The sequence below is a fragment of the Streptomyces pallidus (ex Mingjun et al. 2026) genome (assembly GCF_051550185.1).
GTDB lineage: Bacteria > Actinomycetota > Actinomycetes > Streptomycetales > Streptomycetaceae > Streptomyces.
In genome coordinates this window covers 90,099-108,140 of sequence record NZ_CP196182.1, presented here as the reverse complement: position 1 = coordinate 108,140, position 18,042 = coordinate 90,099, and the positions used below count along the sequence as shown (strand labels likewise).

Annotated in this window: 8 protein-coding genes; all 8 read left to right on the top strand. The window is 73.1% G+C overall.

Going from position 1 to position 18,042, the window contains the following annotated elements; all coding sequences use genetic code 11:
• Positions 1–8 precede the first annotated feature (8 nt).
• The 8 genes from ACSHWO_RS35455 to pflA all read left to right on the top strand — a co-directional run bounded on the left by ACSHWO_RS35455 (position 9) and on the right by pflA (position 18,003).
• On the top strand, positions 9–4,466 hold the full coding sequence (locus tag ACSHWO_RS35455; protein ID WP_438319439.1) for an nSTAND1 domain-containing NTPase: 4,458 nt from the start codon (positions 9–11) through the stop codon (positions 4,464–4,466).
• A 364-nt stretch (positions 4,467–4,830) separates the two neighbouring features.
• On the top strand, positions 4,831–5,811 hold the full coding sequence (locus tag ACSHWO_RS35450) for a GlxA family transcriptional regulator (protein ID WP_438319438.1): 981 nt from the start codon (positions 4,831–4,833) through the stop codon (positions 5,809–5,811).
• A gap of 174 nt (positions 5,812–5,985) precedes the next feature.
• A complete protein-coding gene (locus tag ACSHWO_RS35445; RefSeq protein WP_438319437.1) occupies positions 5,986–7,422 on the top strand; it encodes a DJ-1/PfpI family protein in 1,437 nt (478 codons plus the stop codon).
• A 490-nt stretch (positions 7,423–7,912) separates the two neighbouring features.
• Entirely contained in the window at positions 7,913–10,222 is a 2,310-nt protein-coding gene (locus tag ACSHWO_RS35440) for a FlgD immunoglobulin-like domain containing protein (protein ID WP_438319436.1), read from the top strand.
• A 745-nt stretch (positions 10,223–10,967) separates the two neighbouring features.
• Positions 10,968–13,601, top strand: coding sequence for a cation-translocating P-type ATPase (locus ACSHWO_RS35435; RefSeq protein WP_438319435.1), 2,634 nt, complete (start codon positions 10,968–10,970; stop codon positions 13,599–13,601).
• A gap of 233 nt (positions 13,602–13,834) precedes the next feature.
• Positions 13,835–14,722, top strand: a complete 888-nt coding sequence (locus tag ACSHWO_RS35430; RefSeq protein ID WP_438319434.1) for a universal stress protein — start codon at positions 13,835–13,837, stop codon at positions 14,720–14,722.
• Between the two features lie 234 nt (positions 14,723–14,956).
• Positions 14,957–17,218, top strand: a complete 2,262-nt coding sequence (gene pflB, locus ACSHWO_RS35425; RefSeq protein WP_438319432.1) for a formate C-acetyltransferase — start codon at positions 14,957–14,959, stop codon at positions 17,216–17,218.
• On the top strand, positions 17,215–18,003 hold the full coding sequence (pflA, locus tag ACSHWO_RS35420) for a pyruvate formate-lyase-activating protein (protein ID WP_438319431.1): 789 nt from the start codon (positions 17,215–17,217) through the stop codon (positions 18,001–18,003). The genes pflB and pflA overlap by 4 nt, the downstream gene beginning before the upstream one ends.
• Positions 18,004–18,042: the final 39 nt, after the last annotated feature.

Here is an 18,042-nt window from a genome sequence, read left to right as displayed (position 1 = left end):
CGCCTGAGATGACGGTCGTTCGCGAGGAGGAGGCCCTCACCCGGTCCGTCGTACGGATCCGGTCCGGGGCGGGGTCCGCGTCCGGGGACGTGGTCGGGGCCGGCTTCCTGGTCGGCCCCGACATCGTGTGCACCTGCGCCCACGTCGTGGCCCGCGCCGCCGGCCTGGCCGGCACCCCCGACGAAGCCCCGCCGGGGCCGGTGTCGCTTGACTTCCCGATGGTCCGGGATGAGACGGGGACCGCACGGGCCGCCCGCGCGATCGTGGTGGCGTGGGGGCGGATCGCCGACGACGACTCCGGGGACGTGGCCCTGCTGCGACTGGACCGGCCGGTGCCCGGCACCCGCCCGGCGCCGCTGGTCGACGGTACCCGGGTGTGGGAGCACCCGTTCCGCGTCATCGGGTTTCCTGCGGGCTTCCAGCACGGCCTCTGGGCCCGCGGCACGCTGCGCGGGCCGCAGGGCGCGGGCTGGCTGCAGATGGAGACCCCGGCCGGCGAACCCCGGATCACTGCCGGGTTCAGCGGCTCCCCGGTCTGGGACGCGCGGCAGGACGGCGTCGTCGGCATGACCGTGGCCGCCCAGCGCGGCACGGGCGCCACCACCGCCTACCTGATCCCCTCCGCCCAGCTCGTCGACGAGAGCGTGCTGCGGCCGCGCTGCCCGTTTCGCGGCCTGGCCCCGTTCACCGAGGACGACGCAGAGCTGTTCCACGGGCGTGCGGAGGAGACCGAACGCCTCCGGGACGCGGTCGCCCGGCACCCGCTGACGCTGGTGGTGGGCCCCTCCGGCTCCGGCAAGTCCTCGCTGGTACGGGCCGGGCTGCTGCCCCGCCTCCAGCGCGAGGGGTTCAGCGTGTCAGAACTCCGGGCCGTTCCCGGGGCCGACCCGGCGGCCGCCCTCGCCCGCGCCGTGGTCCCCCTGCTGGAACCCGGTCTCGGAGAGGTCGGCCGTCTGCGGGCGGCCGCCGAACTCGCCGGACTGCTGACGCCTGAGGCGGCCGGAGCGTTACGGGACCGGCTGCTCGCCTACGGCGGAACGGGTGGCCACGTCCTCTTCGTGGACCAGCTGGAGGAGTACGCCGGCGAGCGGCCCGACGCGGCCCGGCAGCTCCTGCGCTTGCTGGTCGCGCTGAGCTCCGCCCGGCCCACGGGCGACTTCGGACCGCCGGGCACCAGACCGGACGACACCGGACCGGACGACACCGGACCGGACGACACCGGACCGGACGACACCGGACCGGACGACACCGGACCGGACGGCGCCGGGCGGTCGGATGCCGGGGTGGGGACCCAGCCGGGCGCCGGGCCTGTGCTGCGGGTGGTGGCCACCGCCCGCCCCGAGTCCCTCGACGTCCTGGTCACCTCCGGCACTGCCGGTCTGCTCAGCGGCGGCGCCGCCCAGTTCCTCGCCCCGCTCTCCGCCGAGGGCCTGCACCAGGCGGTCACCGCGCCCGTGGACGCCGTACCCGGCCTGTGGTTCGAAGCCGGCCTGCCGGAGCGCATCGTCGCCGACGCCGCAGACGAACCCGGCCGGATGCCGCTCGTCGAGTTCGCCCTGACCCGGCTCTGGGAGGAGCGCGAGCGGTCCATGCTCACGCACACCGCCTACGCCCGGCTGGGCGGGGTGGCGGGCGCCCTCGTCGGCTACGCCGAGCAGGCCCTGCGCACGCACGTCGCGGAGGACGAGGCGTACCTCGCGCGGCGGCTGTTCGCGCAACTGGCCCGGCCCGTCGAGGGCGGCGGCTTCGCCCGCCGCCCCGCCCGCACCGCCGATCTCGCCCCGGACCTGCAGGCCCTCGCCCGCCGACTGGCCCCCACCAAACTCGTGGTCCTGGGCCAGGACCAGGACGGCGCCGAAATCGTGGACCTGGCCCACGAGCAACTCGCCTCGCTCTGGCCCCGGCTCCACGAATGGCTGGCCGAATCCCGGGACTTCCGGCAGTGGCAGGAGCAGCTGCGCCGGGACCTGGCACGCTGGCGGACCGGCGGCCGAGAACCCGACGCGCTACTGCGCGGCGGCATCCTCGACACGGCCTCGGACTGGCTGGCCCGCCGGCCCGAAGACATCCCGCCAGCCGAGCGCGACTACATCCGGCAGAGCGAACGCCAACGGCTCCGCGGCGTCCGCCGCTGGCAGGCGGTCGCCGCCGCCCTCACCGTGCTCGTCCTGCTGGCGGGCGTCCTGACGGTGTTCGTGCAGCGCCGCGGCGAGACGGTCGGGGCGCAACTGCGTACCCAGGCGTCCCGGGTCCTGGCAGACCTGTCCCACCGCCACGAGGCGGGCCGCCCCGCGCTCGCCATGCAGTTCGCCATGGCGGCGTGGCGGACGGAGCAGACCCCGGAGGCGTACGGGGCGCTGCTGCGGCAGTACCCCCGGGGGCAGCGGCTGACGGGAAGCCGCCCAGGCCTGTGGCCAGGCCGGTTCCTGTCCCTGCGCACCACCCGGGACGGCTCCACCGCCGTGGTGCGCTCGGTCCGTGACAGCGGCGAGTACGTCCTCACCGTGATCACCGGCCTGCACACGAAGCAGCCGGAACACCGGACGCTGCGCGATCTTCCCGGCGTCTGGTCGGAGGCGAGGGGGGACGCCCTCAGTCCGGACGGCCGTAGTTACGCCATGGCGGGTACGAACGGCAGCGTGTGGGTGTGGGACCTGACCGGCGACGGACCGCCGGTGCACCTGCCGTCCGAGGACACCAAAGGCCGCAAGGTGGTGAAGTCCCACATTTTGGACTACAGCGGGGACGGGCGCCGGCTGCTGCGGGTCGTGAAGTTCTACGACGCGTCCGGCGCGGCCGGAACGCACGACCGCTACGCCGCGCTCTCGGTCTGGGACCTGCCGTCCGGCGGGCGGGTACCGACGCCCCCCGATCTCGTACCGGGCGACATCAGAGACGCCGCGTTCACCGCCGACGCCGGACAGGTGGTCTTCACGCCCGAGTACGACACGAACCGGCCGGGGCAGACCGTCGTCCGGGAACTGACGACGGGCCGCCAGGTCGCCGCGTACGACCCCGTGGGCCTCACGGTCATCACCGGAGACGGTGACCTGCTGCTCGAAGAGGTGAGCGGCGAGGCCGGCCGGGACAGGGCGAGCAGGACCGAACGGACGCGGCCGGCGGGCGCGGCCCCCGGTCCGGCGACACCCCTGCCGGACGTGGTGGACACGACGAAGCTGGACGTCACGGGCGAGTTCGCGTTCGTCGGGCAGTCGACCACCGACAAGAACTACCAGGAGGTGACCCTGATTGCGCTACGCACCGGCCGGATCCACCGAACCAGGGTGCCCTCGCAGGGGGACGGCGACCTGACCCTCGCCGTCGTCCCCGGCCAGGACGACCGGGTCACCGTCCTCCTCCCCACGGCGGACGCCCTGCTCACCGCCACCGCCGTCCCGGTGGACGCGGCAACGGCACTCACCGCGGCCACCGCCACCGCGAACGGGGCCCTGTCGCCCGACGGCCGCCTGCTGGCGCGTACGGAGGCCTCCTCCCTGGAGATCGTCACCGCCGACCGCGGCAGCAGCCGGCGCACGACGAGGGACGCCACGACCGGCAATCCGCCCGTGCCGGTCTGGACGGCGGACTCCAAGTGGGTGGTGCTGGAACGCTCCGACGGGGGCCTGGCCGCGTACCGGGCGGACGATCCGGCCCAGCGGGTCGACCTCCACTGGGACGCCGGTACCGGCCCGGCGCGCCGGGGGCCGGCGGTCGAGGCCGTCGAGCCCATGACCGGCTCGGAGCTGGCGGTCTTCACGGCCGACGGCCGGCTGATGCTCGTCGACGCGGCCACCGGAGGCCCGGTGGGTCCGGCGACCCAGGTGGAACGGAAGTCGGAGGCACAGGCCGTCGATTCGGTCATCTTCACCGGCTTGGCCCAGCTCCGCGCACGGCCGGGGCATCCGGACGAGGTGGCGCTCGTCACCAGCTCCGCGGCCACGACCGGCACGGTGGAGATCCGCAACGTCCGCACCGGCGCCCGCACCCAGACCCTCACCGTGGGCGAACTCCAATCCCGCTTCGATTTCTGGGGCCCCACCCCGCTGCTGTTCAACGGCGACGGCAGCCGTCTGGTGACCCGCAACGCGGACGGGTTCCTGCACCAGTGGGCCCTGCCGGGCGGAGCGGCGGCCGCGCGCCCGCTGGCCGTCGCCGGGGCGAAGGTCACCGGACTGATCGGTTTCGGAGCACGACGAACGCTGATCACGACCGGAGGCGACGGCGAACTGCAGTTCTGGGATCTGGCCGGCGGGCTCCTCCTCACCAGCCACCCCACACCGGCGGACCTGGGCATCACCTTGCGCGGCACCCGCCTCTCCGTGGCCGGGGAAGGCTGGTACCAGGACCTGGACCTGAGCCCGGACGAAATGATGAAGACCCTGTGCACCGGGGTAGGACGGGACTTCACCGCGAGCGAGCGCGAACTGCTACCGGGGGGCGCCGTACGCGAACCACCCTGCGGCTAGTGACGCGCGTTGTGCGGCGAACATGACCGACTTCCAGGGCACCCCCGACGACATCCCCGAGGCCGTCGCCGCACGACTTGCCCGCTCCGCTTCCTCTACGAGGGCGACCACCGCTTCGTCGTCCTCATCGAGGGGCGGGTACTGCGCACCCCCGTGCCCCCACGAGCAGCAGGCCCCGGCGTGACGGGACCGGTGGCGTTCGGGTGCCGGTCGTGCGCGGCCCGGCGGACCGGGACGCCGCGCCCTCGCCGGCAACACCGATCCCGACGGCCCGTCGCCCCGGGGCTTCCGAGTGCCGTATCCGTCCGGTACCAGCCCCCGGGAGACCTCGTGGGGATGGCCCGGGCTGGCCTACCGTGACGGGGTGAGCGACGAGACGAACGAGTGCACCGGGCGGGTCCTGGTCCTGGTGCTGCCCCAGGTGAACCTGCTGGACCTCGGTGGTCCTGTGCAGGTGTTCGACGCCGCGGCGCATTTCGGTGGCGGCTACCGGCTGGAGTACGTCGGCGAGGCAGACGGTGTGCGATCCGCCCAGGGCCTGCAGCTGGCCGGTCTGGCACCGCTGCCGACGACCCGGCCGACGGCCGGCGACCTGGTGCTCGTACCGGGGCCCCGGCTGACCGGATCCGACCGGCTGGTCGAGCCCGCCGTGGTGCGCTGGGTCCGCGAGGCCTACGACGCGGGTGCCCGGGTGGCGTCGGTGTGCAGCGGTGCCGCCGTCCTGGGGGAAGCGGGACTGCTGGACGGCAGGTTGTGCACAACCCACTGGTCGCTCACCTCGGCCATGCGCGAGCGGTACCCGCGGGCCCGGGTGCGCGAGGCCGCGCTCTACGTGCACGACGGGCGGATCAGCACCAGTGCGGGGATCTCGTCGGGGATCGATCTCGCGCTGTCCCTGGTCGAGCGGGACCGCGGGCCGGAACTGGCCGCGCGGGTCGCCCGCGAACTGGTGCTGTACCTGAGGCGGGACGGGGACGCGACGCAGATCAGTCCGTTCCTGCAGCACCGCGACCACGTCCACCCCGCGGTGCACCGGGTGCAGGACCACCTGGCCCAGCACTTGGACGCCGCCTTCACCTTGCGGGAACTCGCCGGCGTCGCCGGGCTGTCCCCGCGCGGTCTGACGCGGGCCTTCACCGCGGTCACCGGCATCACCCCGTTCGCCTACCAGCGGCAACTGCGGCTGGAGCGGGCCCGCTCCCTGCTGTCCGGTACTGATCTGACGGTGGAGGCGGTCGCGGCGCGCTGCGGCTTCCGCGACGCGCGGCAGCTGCGCCGGGTGGTCGTCGACGCCTTCGGAGTCCCTCCCTCGCGGCTGCGCGCACCGCTGCGGCCGACCGCCTGACGGATCCGGCCCCCGTGTGAGGGCCGTCGCCCCTCCCTCCTGCGGCCTCTTCCGCTTTCGCGTTTCCACGGGTTTCCCGTTTCCACGAAGTCGTTTCCACCAGGGCCGACGGCAACACGCTGCCGATCGGTGCCCGGATTGTCGAGGTATGTGTTGTCTGAAGTGAGTTCCGAGGTGGGTTCTGGTTCCGAGGCGCGCAAGGGGTGCCGGGTCCTGCGCCGCATCGGCTGGGTACTGCTGGCCACGGCGCTGTCCGCGGCGTCTTTCGCAGGGCTCGCCTTCGCGGGGGTGAGCGCGTCGATGGCCGACAGCTTCGCCGCCGCCCCCCGCGGATCCGGTGCCAGGGCGTGGCCGGCCGCCCGGCCGGTGCCACCCGGCCGGATCACGGTGGCGGTCGCGGTCGGCAACGCGGGCTCGGTGGCCACCGACGTACTCGCGCCCTACCAGGTGTTCGCCGAGTCGCGGGAGATGTTCGTCTACACGGTGGCCGCCGAACGCCGTGTCAGCCCACTGTCCGGCGGCGCCCATCTGCTGCCCGACCACACGCTGGCCGAGGTGGCGGACGGCACCCTGCCGGAACCCGACGTGGTGGTCGTGCCCGCGGTGACCGACCCCACCGGCGCGGGCGAGGAGGGCCTGCGCCGGTGGATCGTAGAACGCCACCGCAAGGGCGCCCGGATCCTCGGGGTGTGCGCGGGCTCCGAGCTGCTGGCCGCCTCCGGTCTGCTCGACGGCCGCGACGCCACGTCGTTCTGGTCCAACATCGGTTCCCTGGAACGCAGATATCCGAAGGTCAACTGGAAGCGCGGGCAGCGCTACGTCGAGGACGGGCGGGTGACCACCACCGCTGGCGTCACCTCCGGCACCGTGGGCGCCCTACGGGTGGTCGAGGAACTGGCCGGCGAGACGGAAGCGACCCGTATCGGCACCGGGCTGTCCTACCCCGGCTGGACTCCGGACGGACCGACCGCGATACCGGCCAACCACCTCGCCCTCGGCGACCTGCCGTACGCCCTCAACGCCGCGTTCCCGTGGCTGCGACCCACCACGGCCATCGGCCTGGTCGACGGGGTCGAGGAGGTCGACGCGGCCGCGGCCGTCGAAGGGTACGGCGGAGTCTCCTTCGCCACCCGGACGGTGGTGGTCGGCGCCGGCGACACCGTCACCACCCGCCACGGCCTGGTCCTCGTCACCCGGCCGGCGACGGGGGACGCCCACGGCGCCGACCGCTTCGTGGTGCCCGGCGTCAGGGAGGCCTCCGGCCTCGGCACCGCACTGAGCGGCTGGGCCCGCCGCAACGGGCTCACCACCGAACTGCCCGACGAGGGACGGCGGTCCGGGGAGTTCGGCTTCGATCCCGTCCTGCGGGACCTCGCCGAGCACAGCGACCGCCGTACGGCGTTGGCCACCGCGAAGTTCTCCGAGTACCCCTCGGCCCATCTGGAACTGACGGGCGCGCCCTGGCCCTGGCGGTCCACCCTGCTGGCCGGGGCGACGGTCGTCCTGAGCGTGGGAGTGGGGCTGGCTCCGACGGCGACACGCCGGGCGATGCGACGGCGGCGCCTTCCGCAGATGGTCCCTGGCCCACCGCGCGGCGTTCGAGCGCACTGAAACGGTCTGAGCTGATAAGGGTTCGTGCGCGGAGAACGATGTCCGTACTCTTGGCCGGAGCGGGGGTGCGCGCATTCCCGTAGGTTGCGGAGCCGTGGCAGAGCGGTCCAATGCGATCGCCGTGGGCGAGGTCCCGCCCACGGCGACTGACGGGGACGGGGCGGACCTGCCCCCAGCTGTCTCGCGGGTTCAAATCCCGTCGGCACTGCAGCCGAACGCGAACGAAGGGGGCGCGGACCGCTGTCCGCGCCCCCTTCCTCCGTCACGGCACCTCGTCCGCGATCGCCCCGCGATCCGGCAACTCGTGGACGACCTCTGCATCAGGCCCCCCCCATCAATGGGGTTCGCGAGCTCGTCACGGTGACTGCCGCATAGGCCCTGGTCAGGGACCCGAGCCTCACTGCTAACATCTGCTCACTTTGCGGAGGGAGCGGGACGGCCGGTGTCGGCGACGGCGGGTACCCCGCTTTCTCTGGGGAGTGGAACGGACATGAGAGTGTCGCGTGCCGTGGGAGCCGCCGTGCTCGCACTGGCCACCTGCGCGGGCGCGTCGGCCATCGTCACGGCCGACGCCGCGGCAACACCGACAGCGCAGGCACCCGGAGGCGAGGCGACGGTCTCGGCCCCGCCCGGCGCATGGCCGCCGGAACTGGCACTCCACGCCGCGGGTACGGGCGTGCTGCTGCGGAACACCTACGTCAAGGAACCGACGTACTGGCAGAGCACCGCCGACGGCCGGCAGGTGACTCCCGATTGCGGGATCGGTGTCGTGCGCCTCGGCGACGAGGTCGCCTGCCAGGGCCCCACCGAGCTCAAGATCCGCAACCTTGCCTCCGGAACCCTCGAGTCCGTCCCCTTGCAGCAGGGGCAGGTCCTCCCGCAGGCCCTGTCGCCCACCCAGGTTCTGGCCATCACCCCGGTCGACGCCGACGGACACCACACCTTCCGCCTGCTGGGCCGCGCGGGCGAACCCCGCAAGGACGTGACCGTGGCGCTGCCCGAGGCCGTCAACAACGTCTCGATCGCAGGATCAGACGCACGCGGCGCGCTCGTCGACTACTGGGACGACCAACGCATGCACCGGCTCGGCCTCATCGACTACGCCACGGCGACGATGAAGCGGCTGCCGCACACCTCCACCGTGTCCGACAACCCGGCCTCCTTCAGCCCGATCGGTCTTGGCACCAAGTGGATCGCGGTGGCCGACGGCTATCAGGCCACCCTGGTGTCCCGGGACGATCTCACGGTCACCCGTTCACTGCCCCTGGACGTCGACCCGACCGAGCTGCTCCCGGTCGGCGACTGGCTGCTCGCGCACGACCGGTCGGCCGGCGAGCCCGTGGTGAAGGCGTACCCAGTGGGAGGCGGCGCTGCCCGGCCCGTGCTGGACCGGCTGGACCGGAAGATGCTCCTCGGCACGGACGGCAGCGCCTACGCGCTCTCCACCGCCGGGGGAAGCACCCGGTGGGCCGTCAACCAGGTCGCCGTGGACGACCATGGCGCGCTGCGGGTACGGGAAGCGGCAGCCGTTGCGGCCAGGCCCTCGGACCGCCGGACCCTGACGTTCGCGCAGGGCGCTCTGTCCTCGCTCCACGTGGACTTCAGCTCGTACGTCCTGGGCTACCGCACCTCGGTCAAAGGCCCGGTGACGGTCTCCGGAACGCCCGAGTGGCGCTGCGACCACACGTGGCAGGACCCGTACTGTCCCTACCAGTCCGGCAGGACCGGCGTGCACGTCGCGACGGGTGACGGCAGGATCGTCGGCCTCGGCAGCGGCGAGTCGTCCTCCGCGCTCACGGCGTACGTGCGTGAGGCCCGCCCCGGCGGTGCCCACCGCACCGTGCGCCTGGGCAACGACATGCAGGACTACTCCATCCTCGGCGCGTCCGGCCGCTACCTCCTCGTCCGGGGCAAGGAGAACGGGACCGAGCGGCTGTTGGTGGCCGACATCGACGCGGGCCGGACCCTGGACGTCAAGCCGGCCGCGCCCGCGTCGCTGTGGGGCGCCGAGCTGTGGCAGCCCGAGGGCGACAAGGGCGTCGTGGCCGCAACGGACCTGCGGACCGGCAAGATCACCCGCCGCGTCGACCTGGGATCGGGCTGCCGCCCGTACGAACTCCAGGTCAACGGGGACTGGTTCTACTCCACCTGCTCCGCCGAGGGCACCGGCGCCACCGCCTACCACGCGAGTTCCGGTAAGCGGATCCCGCTGCCCTTCCTCGGCTCGCTCCCGACCGTACGGCTGGGCGACGGTTACCTCGTCCAGCAGACGGTCGACGGCCTCAGGCTCTACAACCTGCGCTCCGGCACCGCGGTGAAGGAGCACGAGACCGCCCAGTCCCCGTCCCCCGTCGGCTTCGGCCGCGGCTGGGCCGTCGACGCCTTCGGCGGCCGACTGGCCTACCTGGACCGGGAAGACACCCTGCACGTCGTCGGGGTCACCGGCGCCACTTCCCCGCTCGCGGTCATCGACCAGAACCTCCCCGCCACCCTCGACACTCGCGGCGCCGGCGGCCGTCAGGCCCGCTGGTGGCTGTCCAAGCCGGCCGCGTCCTGGAACCTGGTCCTGCGCAACAAGGCCACGGGCCTCTCGACGGCCGTGCGCAGCGGCGGCGAGGCGCGCGGCGTAATCGATCTGACCTGGGACGGCAAGGACAAGGCCGGCCGCGCCGTGCCCAACGGCACGTACGAGTGGACGCTCACGGTGGTCCCGGCGGACGGCCAGGGCTCCCGCGTCAAGGCGACCGGCCCGGTGACGGTCGCTGGCCCGGGCCTCCCCGGCGGCTCCCGCCGCCCCTGACGGCCCAACGAACGCACCGCCGCTCCCGCCCCCGACACATCTCGAGGGCGGGAGCGGCCGCCGCGCATCTGGCGGCCTCGCGGATCAGTCGGCAAGCCGCACACCACCCCTCCGCCGACCACCGCAGACCGGACCCGACCCGCGCCCGCGTGCAGCCGAAGCCTTCCCGCCCATGCCGACCATGCCAGGCACGCCTCCTGCTACGCCCCATCCGGAGCGAAGGGTCCGCCGGCACGGCGACCGCGGCTACTGGGCCTCTTCAGCCTAGGGCTGAGCGGGCGGCCTGTACTTCCGCTCCGCTCACGCTGCCGGGACCTTGGGACCTGGGCAGGGACTTGCAGCTCCTGTCCGGGCCGTCGCCCCGATGACAGCGTGGAGAGGGACCGCCCACGGTGCGACAGTTGCCGGGCGTGCGAGGAGGATGCATGACGAACACCGCCGTGAGCGACGACGTACTCGTCGGTGGCGACCCGGGGCAGCCCCTGCCGACCCCCGCCTGGGCCGCCGACGAAGCGGTGGACAGAGGGCCGGCCCTTCGGACGTTGTTGTCGGGTCGGTCCCAGCGCGACACGCAGCACATCGACTCGGCACCGCACCGCATGGCCGTCGAGCACGCACAGCGGAAGAGGGCCCAAGGCACTGCGGTAGAGGCCGTCCCCGCCCCCCGCGCGGGCCGTCCCGTGACGGCGGAGCGGGTGGATGGTGTTCCCGCTCTGGTTGTCGTCATCGTGCCAGGGACCAGCCGATGACCGCAGGTGTGGACGACGCACGATCCGGACGGGAAGACCCGGCACTCGAGCACCCCAGGGACACCTCACCGGAGGCACTGGAGGCCGGGCTCACCGACGACGAGGCGGCACGGCGTCTCACCGCGCAGGGGCCCAACGCGGTGGAGACCACACGCCCGGTCCCGCTCCACGCCCGCGTTCTGGCACAGCTGCGGGATCCGCTGATCACGGTGCTGCTCGGCGCCATCGTCCTGACCCTGGCGATCGGTGACCACGCCGACTCCGTGGTGATAGCCCTGGTGATCGTGGTGAACACGACAGTGGGTGTCGTGCAGGAGGTGCGCGCGGGCCGGGCTGTTGCGGCGCTCTCGGCCATGTCGGCTCCGAGTGCGCGCGTACGCCGAGGCGGTGTCGAGCGTTGGATCCCGTCGTCGGAGGTGGTACCGGGCGATGTGCTGCTGTTGGGCGAGGGTGACATCGTGCCGGCCGACGCCCGGCTCTTGCGGGCGGCGTCCCTGCTGGTCGACGAGTCGATGCTGACCGGTGAGTCGGTACCCGTGGACAAGACCGCAGGCCTGGACGGGCGGGAGGAATCGGCGCTCCATGCCGGCACGGTCGTCGTCCGGGGCCGGGGTGTGGCACGGGTGACGGCGACGGGAGGGGCCAGCGCGCTGGGCCGGATCGCCGCACTGCTCGACAACCGGCCTCAGCCGACACCGCTGCAGCTTCGGCTGGCCGCGCTGGGGCGCGTGCTCGCCTTGGTCGCCGTGGGCCTGTGCCTGGTGTTCTTCGTGCTCGGCCTGGCAGGAGGAGCAGCGGTGGGGACCATGGCGGTGACCGCGATCAGTCTGGCGGTCGCTGCGGTGCCGGAGTCCCTGCCGGCCGTCGTCACCCTGGCCCTCGCCTTGGGGGCGCGCCGCATGGCGGGCCGCAACGCCCTGGTCCGGCGCCTGGCCGCCGTGGAGACCCTGGGGTCGGTGACGGTGCTGGCCACCGACAAGACCGGCACCCTCACCGAGGGCCGGATGGTGGTCGAACGAGTGTGGACACCCAAGGGCGGCGAAGCCGTCTTCACGGGCTCGGGGTACGCCCCCGTCGGAGAGGTCCGCATGGTCGGGGCGAGCGCGGGCGACGCGGGCATGGGCGGGGTGCGAGACCTGCTCACCGCGGCCGTCCTGTGCAACGACTCCGCACTCAGGCCGCCGGATCCCGGTGCTGCCGCGACCTCCTGGTCGGCGCTCGGCGACCCGACCGAGGCGGCGCTGCTCGCCGCGGCGGCCAAGGCGGGCTGTCGCAGCCGCCTGGACCTGGACGCCCCGTATCCGAGGAGGGACGAGGAGCCCTTCGACAGTGTCCGCAAGCGCATGACGACGCTGCACGACACGCCCGAGGGCGACGTGCTCGTCTGCCTGAAGGGCGCGCCCGAGGCGGTCCTCGCCCCTGATGTGCTGGACGAACCACCGCTCGTGCTGGACCTCGCCAGGGAGCAGGCGGCGACGCTGGCAGCGCAGGGGTTCCGGGTACTCGCCGTCGCATGGGGACGGCGCGAGGGGCTTCCTGCCCGCCCGCGGAGCGCCGAGAGCGGGCTGCGCCTGCTGGGACTCGCCGCGATCAACGATCCGCCCAAGGCGGCGGCGCGCAAGACCCTGTCCGACTGCAGGGCGGCGGGCATCACGCCCGTACTGATCACCGGAGACCATCCGGCCACGGCCGGCGCCGTCGCGGCCCGTCTCGGCCTCCTCCAGGACGCGGAGGCCGCACCCGCCACCGTGGCCACCGGTCGGGCCCTGACGGCCGGGGAAGTGCCCGATCTTACGGATGTACGGGTCTTCGCCCGCACGAACCCCGAGCAGAAGCTCGACATCGTGCAGGCATGGAGGGCACGCGGCCACGTCACGGCCATGACCGGAGACGGCGTCAACGACGGCCCCGCCCTGCGGCAGGCGGACATCGGCGTCGCCATGGGGCGGCGGGGCACCGAAGTCGCCCGCCAGGCGGCGGACCTCGTGCTGACGGACGACGAACTGTCCACCGTCGTGGCTGCCGTCGAAGAGGGCCGGCGCGTCTACGACAACATCCGCCGCTTCCTCCTCTACGCCCTGGCCGGCGGGACCGCGGAGATCCTTGTGATGCTCGCAGGCCCCGCGCTGGGCCTTCCGCTGCCCCTGCGCGCCGGACAGATCCTGTGGATCAACCTGCTCACGCACGGCCTCACCGGAGTGGCGATGGGCGCGGAGCCCGTCTCGCCCGGAGCCATGCGGCGTCCCCCTCGCCCGCCCGGACAACACATCCTGGGCGACGGGCTTTGGCAGCGGGTCCTCTTCCTCGGCACCGTGGTGACCGCCGCGTCGCTCGCCGCCGCCCTCGCCGCCGAAAGCGAGGGCGGCCCCTGGCAGAGCGTGCTGTTCCTGGCCTTGCTGGCCGCGCAGCTCGGTGTGGTGCTGGGGCTGCGCGACCGGCTGCTGAGCCGTGACAACCTCTTCCTCCCGGCCGCCGTGGCAGGGTCGGCCGGCCTCGCGGCCGCAGCGCTCTTTCTGCCGTTCCTCCGGACGGTCCTGCACACCGACCCGCTCGGTTGGACGGGGGTGGGCACGGCAGCCGCCGTGGGCGCGCTCGGCTTCATCGCCGCGCGCCTCAGCCGACAGGTCTGAGACCGCCACCGCTCCTCCCGCGGCTGACGGCCGTACCGGCCCGCTGGTACGGCCGTCCCGTCGCCACTCCTGCTCCGCCCGAGCGGAAGGGCTGCGAAGCCATCGGCGCGTCAGTTCCCGGACGGAGGCCGCCCAGGCCCTCCGACAGGGACATACGGCCCCTCCCTCCACGCGTGGCGGACCGCCATCGTGAACAAGCCGGCCAAGCCCGCCCTCAACCCGGAGGTCTTCCCATGTCCCGTCCCGTCACCGTCGGTTTCGACGGATCCCGAGAGAGCCTCGCCGCCGTCGAGTGGGCCGCCGAGGAAGCGCGCCTGCGGCGCCTGCCCCTGCGGCTGCTCCACGTGTGGGACATCGCACCGGACGTGCACACACCGCTCATCGGCCCCGAAACCCGGCGCCACTGGTCCGAAAGCATCCCTCGCGAGGCCGCCGAGCGCGTACGGAAGGACCACCCCGAACTCCTCGTCGACACGGCACGGCGGTGCGGCGACCCCGCGGAGACCCTGTCCCGGGCCGCGCAGGACTCCGAGCTGCTCGTCGTCGGCTCCCGTGGACTCGGTGCCTTCACCGGCTTCATGGTGGGCTCCGTGGCGCAGTCCGTCGTCGCACACAGCGAACAGCCCGTCGTCCTCGTCCGCGCCGCACGAACCGGTACCGCAACCCCCGCCGCGACAGCTCCGGTGCCGACGGACGGCCGCGTCGTCCTCGGGATCGACACCGCCCGTCCCTGCGACGAGGTCCTCGACTTCGCCTTCGCCCACGCGGACCGGCGCGGTGTCGCCCTGCAGGCGGTCCACAGCTGGCACTTCCCGCCCCTCTACGGCCCGGAGTCCGCGGCGGCCGTCGCCGCGCTGCAGGGGGCTGTGGCCGCCGCGAGGGAAGGGGCGCTCGCCGAGGTCCTGGAGCCGTGGCAGAACAAGTACCCCGACGTCGCGGTCACCCGGGAGTGCCGTATCGGGCACCCGGTGCCGGACCTGCTGGAGGCGGCTCGTGGTGCCGGGCTCGTCGTGGTCGGCCGCCGCCACCAGCGCTCCCGGTTCGGTGCGCACATCGGATCGGTGACGCACGCGGTGCTCCACCACTGCTCGGCCCCGGTGGCCGTGGTACCGCACGACTGACGAACGCCGGGAACGGTGCCGGCCGCAGCCACGTGGCTGCGGCCGGCATGCGCCGCTCGACGCGCGGCACCCCGAGGGACCAACGGCCCCGCCGAGTGGGGACGACGAGGCCGTACGGCACGACGGCCGGCTCCCGACGGGCCCTGTGTCACACCCCGCACCGCGACGAGCATCGAGTCAGGAGGGCGTCCCCGGATCCGGCCAGGACGCCCCGCGGATCGTACGGAGGCAGTGATGACCGTGGTGGCAAACGGCGACGTCCGCATCGCCCGCCCGGCATGGGACGGTTTCAAGGGGCGGCGCTGGCGCGAGCGGATCGACGTGCGCGACTTCATCCAGGCCAACTACACCCCGTACGAGGGCGGCGCGGACTTCCTCGCCGGACCGACCGAGCGGACCCGCACGGTATGGGGAAAGGTCACCGCGCTGTTCCCGGAGGAGCGCCGCAAGGGCGTGCTCGACGTCGACACCGCCACCCCGTCCTCCATCACCTCCCACGCCCCCGGTTACATCGACCGCGACCGCGAGCTGATCGTCGGCCTCCAGACCGACGCCCCGCTCAAGCGGGCGGTCATGCCCAACGGCGGCCTGCGCATGGTGGAGAACAGCCTGCGCGCGTACGGCTACGAACCCGACCCCTTCATCACCCGGGTCTTCGGGACCTACCGCAAGACCCACAACGACGGCGTCTTCGACGCCTACACCCCGCAGATGCGCGCGGCCCGAAAGGCGGGCATCATCACAGGCCTCCCCGACGCCTACGGCCGCGGCCGCATCGTCGGCGACTACCGCCGGGTGGCGCTCTACGGCGTGGACCGTCTCACCGACGCCAAGCGCGCCGAACGCGCGGCCCTGGACGCCCTGCCCTCCACGGAGCCCGTCATCCGGGACCGCGAGGAGCTCGCCGAGCAGATCCGCGCACTGCAGGAGCTCACCCGGATGGCGGCCGGCTACGGCTGTGACGTCTCCCGGCCGGCCGCGACGGCCCGCGAAGCCGTGCAATGGCTGTACCTGGGCTACCTGGCCGCGGTGAAGGAGCAGAACGGCGCAGCGATGTCCCTCGGCCGTACCTCGACCTTCCTGGACGTGTACCTGCAGCGGGACCTGGCCGCCGGGCTCATCGACGAAAGCCGCGCGCAGGAGCTGATCGACGACTTCGTCATCAAGCTCCGCATCGTGCGCTTCCTGCGCACCCCCGAGTACGACGAGCTCTTCTCCGGCGACCCGACCTGGGTGACCGAGTCCATCGGCGGCATGGGCACCGACGGGCGCCCGCTGGTCACCCGCACGTCCTTCCGCTTCCTCCAGACGCTCTACAACCTCGGCCCCGCCCCGGAACCCAACCTGACCGTGCTCTGGTCGCCCCGGCTCCCCGACGGCTTCAAGCGGTTCTGCGCCCGGGCGTCCATCGACACCAGCTCCCTCCAGTACGAATCGGACGAACTGATGCGCCCGCGCACCGGTGACGACACCGCCATCGCCTGCTGCGTCTCCGCCATGGCGGTCGGCAAGCAGATGCAGTTCTTCGGAGCACGCGTCAACCTGGCCAAGGCGCTGCTCTACGCCGTCAACGGCGGCCGCGACGAGATGACCGGGGAGCAGGTCGGCCCGCCGGCGGCACCGCTCACCGGCGAGTACCTCGACCACGACGAGCTGGTCGCCGCCTACGACCGCGTTCTGGACTGGCTGGCGGAGACGTACGTCAACGCGCTGAACGTCATCCACTTCATGCACGACAAGTACGCCTACGAGCGCCTGGAGATGGCCCTGCACGACCACCCCGTCCAGCGCACCCTGGCCTGCGGCATCGCGGGCCTGTCCGTAGCCGCCGACAGCCTCTCGGCCGTCAGGCACGCACGCGTCAAGGTGATCCGGGACGACACCGGACTGGCGGTCGACTACGAGGTCGAAGGCGGCTACCCGGCCTACGGGAACAACGACGACCGCGCCGACGGCATCGCGGTCGGACTGGTCCGCTCCTTCATGGCCAAGGTGCGGCGCCACCCCGCCCACCGGGAGGCGGAACACACGCAGTCGGTGCTCACCATCACCTCCAACGTCGTCTACGGCAAGCACACCGGCAACACCCCCGACGGCCGCCGCGCCGGGCAGCCCTTCGCACCCGGCGCCAACCCCATGAACGGCCGCGACCTGCACGGCATGGCCGCGTCCGCGCTGTCGGTCGCCAAGATCCCCTACGACGAGGCGCGGGACGGCATCTCGCTCACCTCCACCGTCACCCCGGACGGCCTGGGACGCCACGTAGACGACCGCGTGCACCACCTCGTCGGTCTGCTGGACGCCTACATGTCCTGCGGCGGCTTCCACATGAACGTCAACGTCCTGGACCGGGCCACCCTGGAGGACGCCATGGAGCACCCCGAGAACTACCCCGACCTCACCATCCGCGTCTCGGGATACGCCGTCAACTTCGTACGACTCACCCGCGAACAGCAGCGGGACGTCATCAGCCGCACCTTCCACGAGGCGACATGACCTCCCGACCCCCCACCCCCTCCGCCCCGCCCCGGCCGGGCCGCCCCGCCGCCGACGGGCGGACAGGACGGGTCCACTCATGGGACCTGTCGACCGGCGTGGACGGCCCCGGAACCCGCTACGTGCTCTTCACCAGTGGCTGCCCGCTGCGCTGTCTGTACTGCCAGAACCCTGACACCTGGCACCTGCGCGACGGGCGTACCGCGACCGTGGACGAAGTCGTGACGGACATCGCGAAGTACCGCCCGTTCCTCACCGCCGCCGGCGGGGGAGTGACCCTCAGCGGCGGCGAACCGCTCCTCCAGCCGCGCTTCACCGGCCGGATCCTGCGACGCTGCCAGGAGCTGGGACTGCACACCGCACTCGACACCTCCGGCCTCCTCGGCGCACGTGCCGACGACGGCCTGCTCGCCGACACCGACCTGGTGCTCCTCGACATCAAGTCCTTCGACGTTCCCACGTACCGACGGCTCACGGGCGGGGAACTCGCCCCCACCCTCTCCTTCGCCACACGCCTGAACCGCCTCGGTGTCGCCGCCTGGGTCCGGTACGTCCTCGTTCCCGGCTGGACCGACGACGAGGAGGCCGTGGACGGCCTGGCCCGCTTCGTCGCCGGACTGGACAACGTCGAACGCGTCGACGTCCTGCCCTTCCACAAACTCGGCGCGCCCAAGTACGAAGCCCTGGGCATCCCCTTCCCCCTGCGCGCCACCCCGGCGCCCGGCGCCCGGCTCGTCGAGCGGGTCAAGGACCAATTCCGGGCCAAGGGCCTGCGCGCGGACTGAACAGCACAGCGCGGTGTGTCCCGGATACCCCGTATCCGG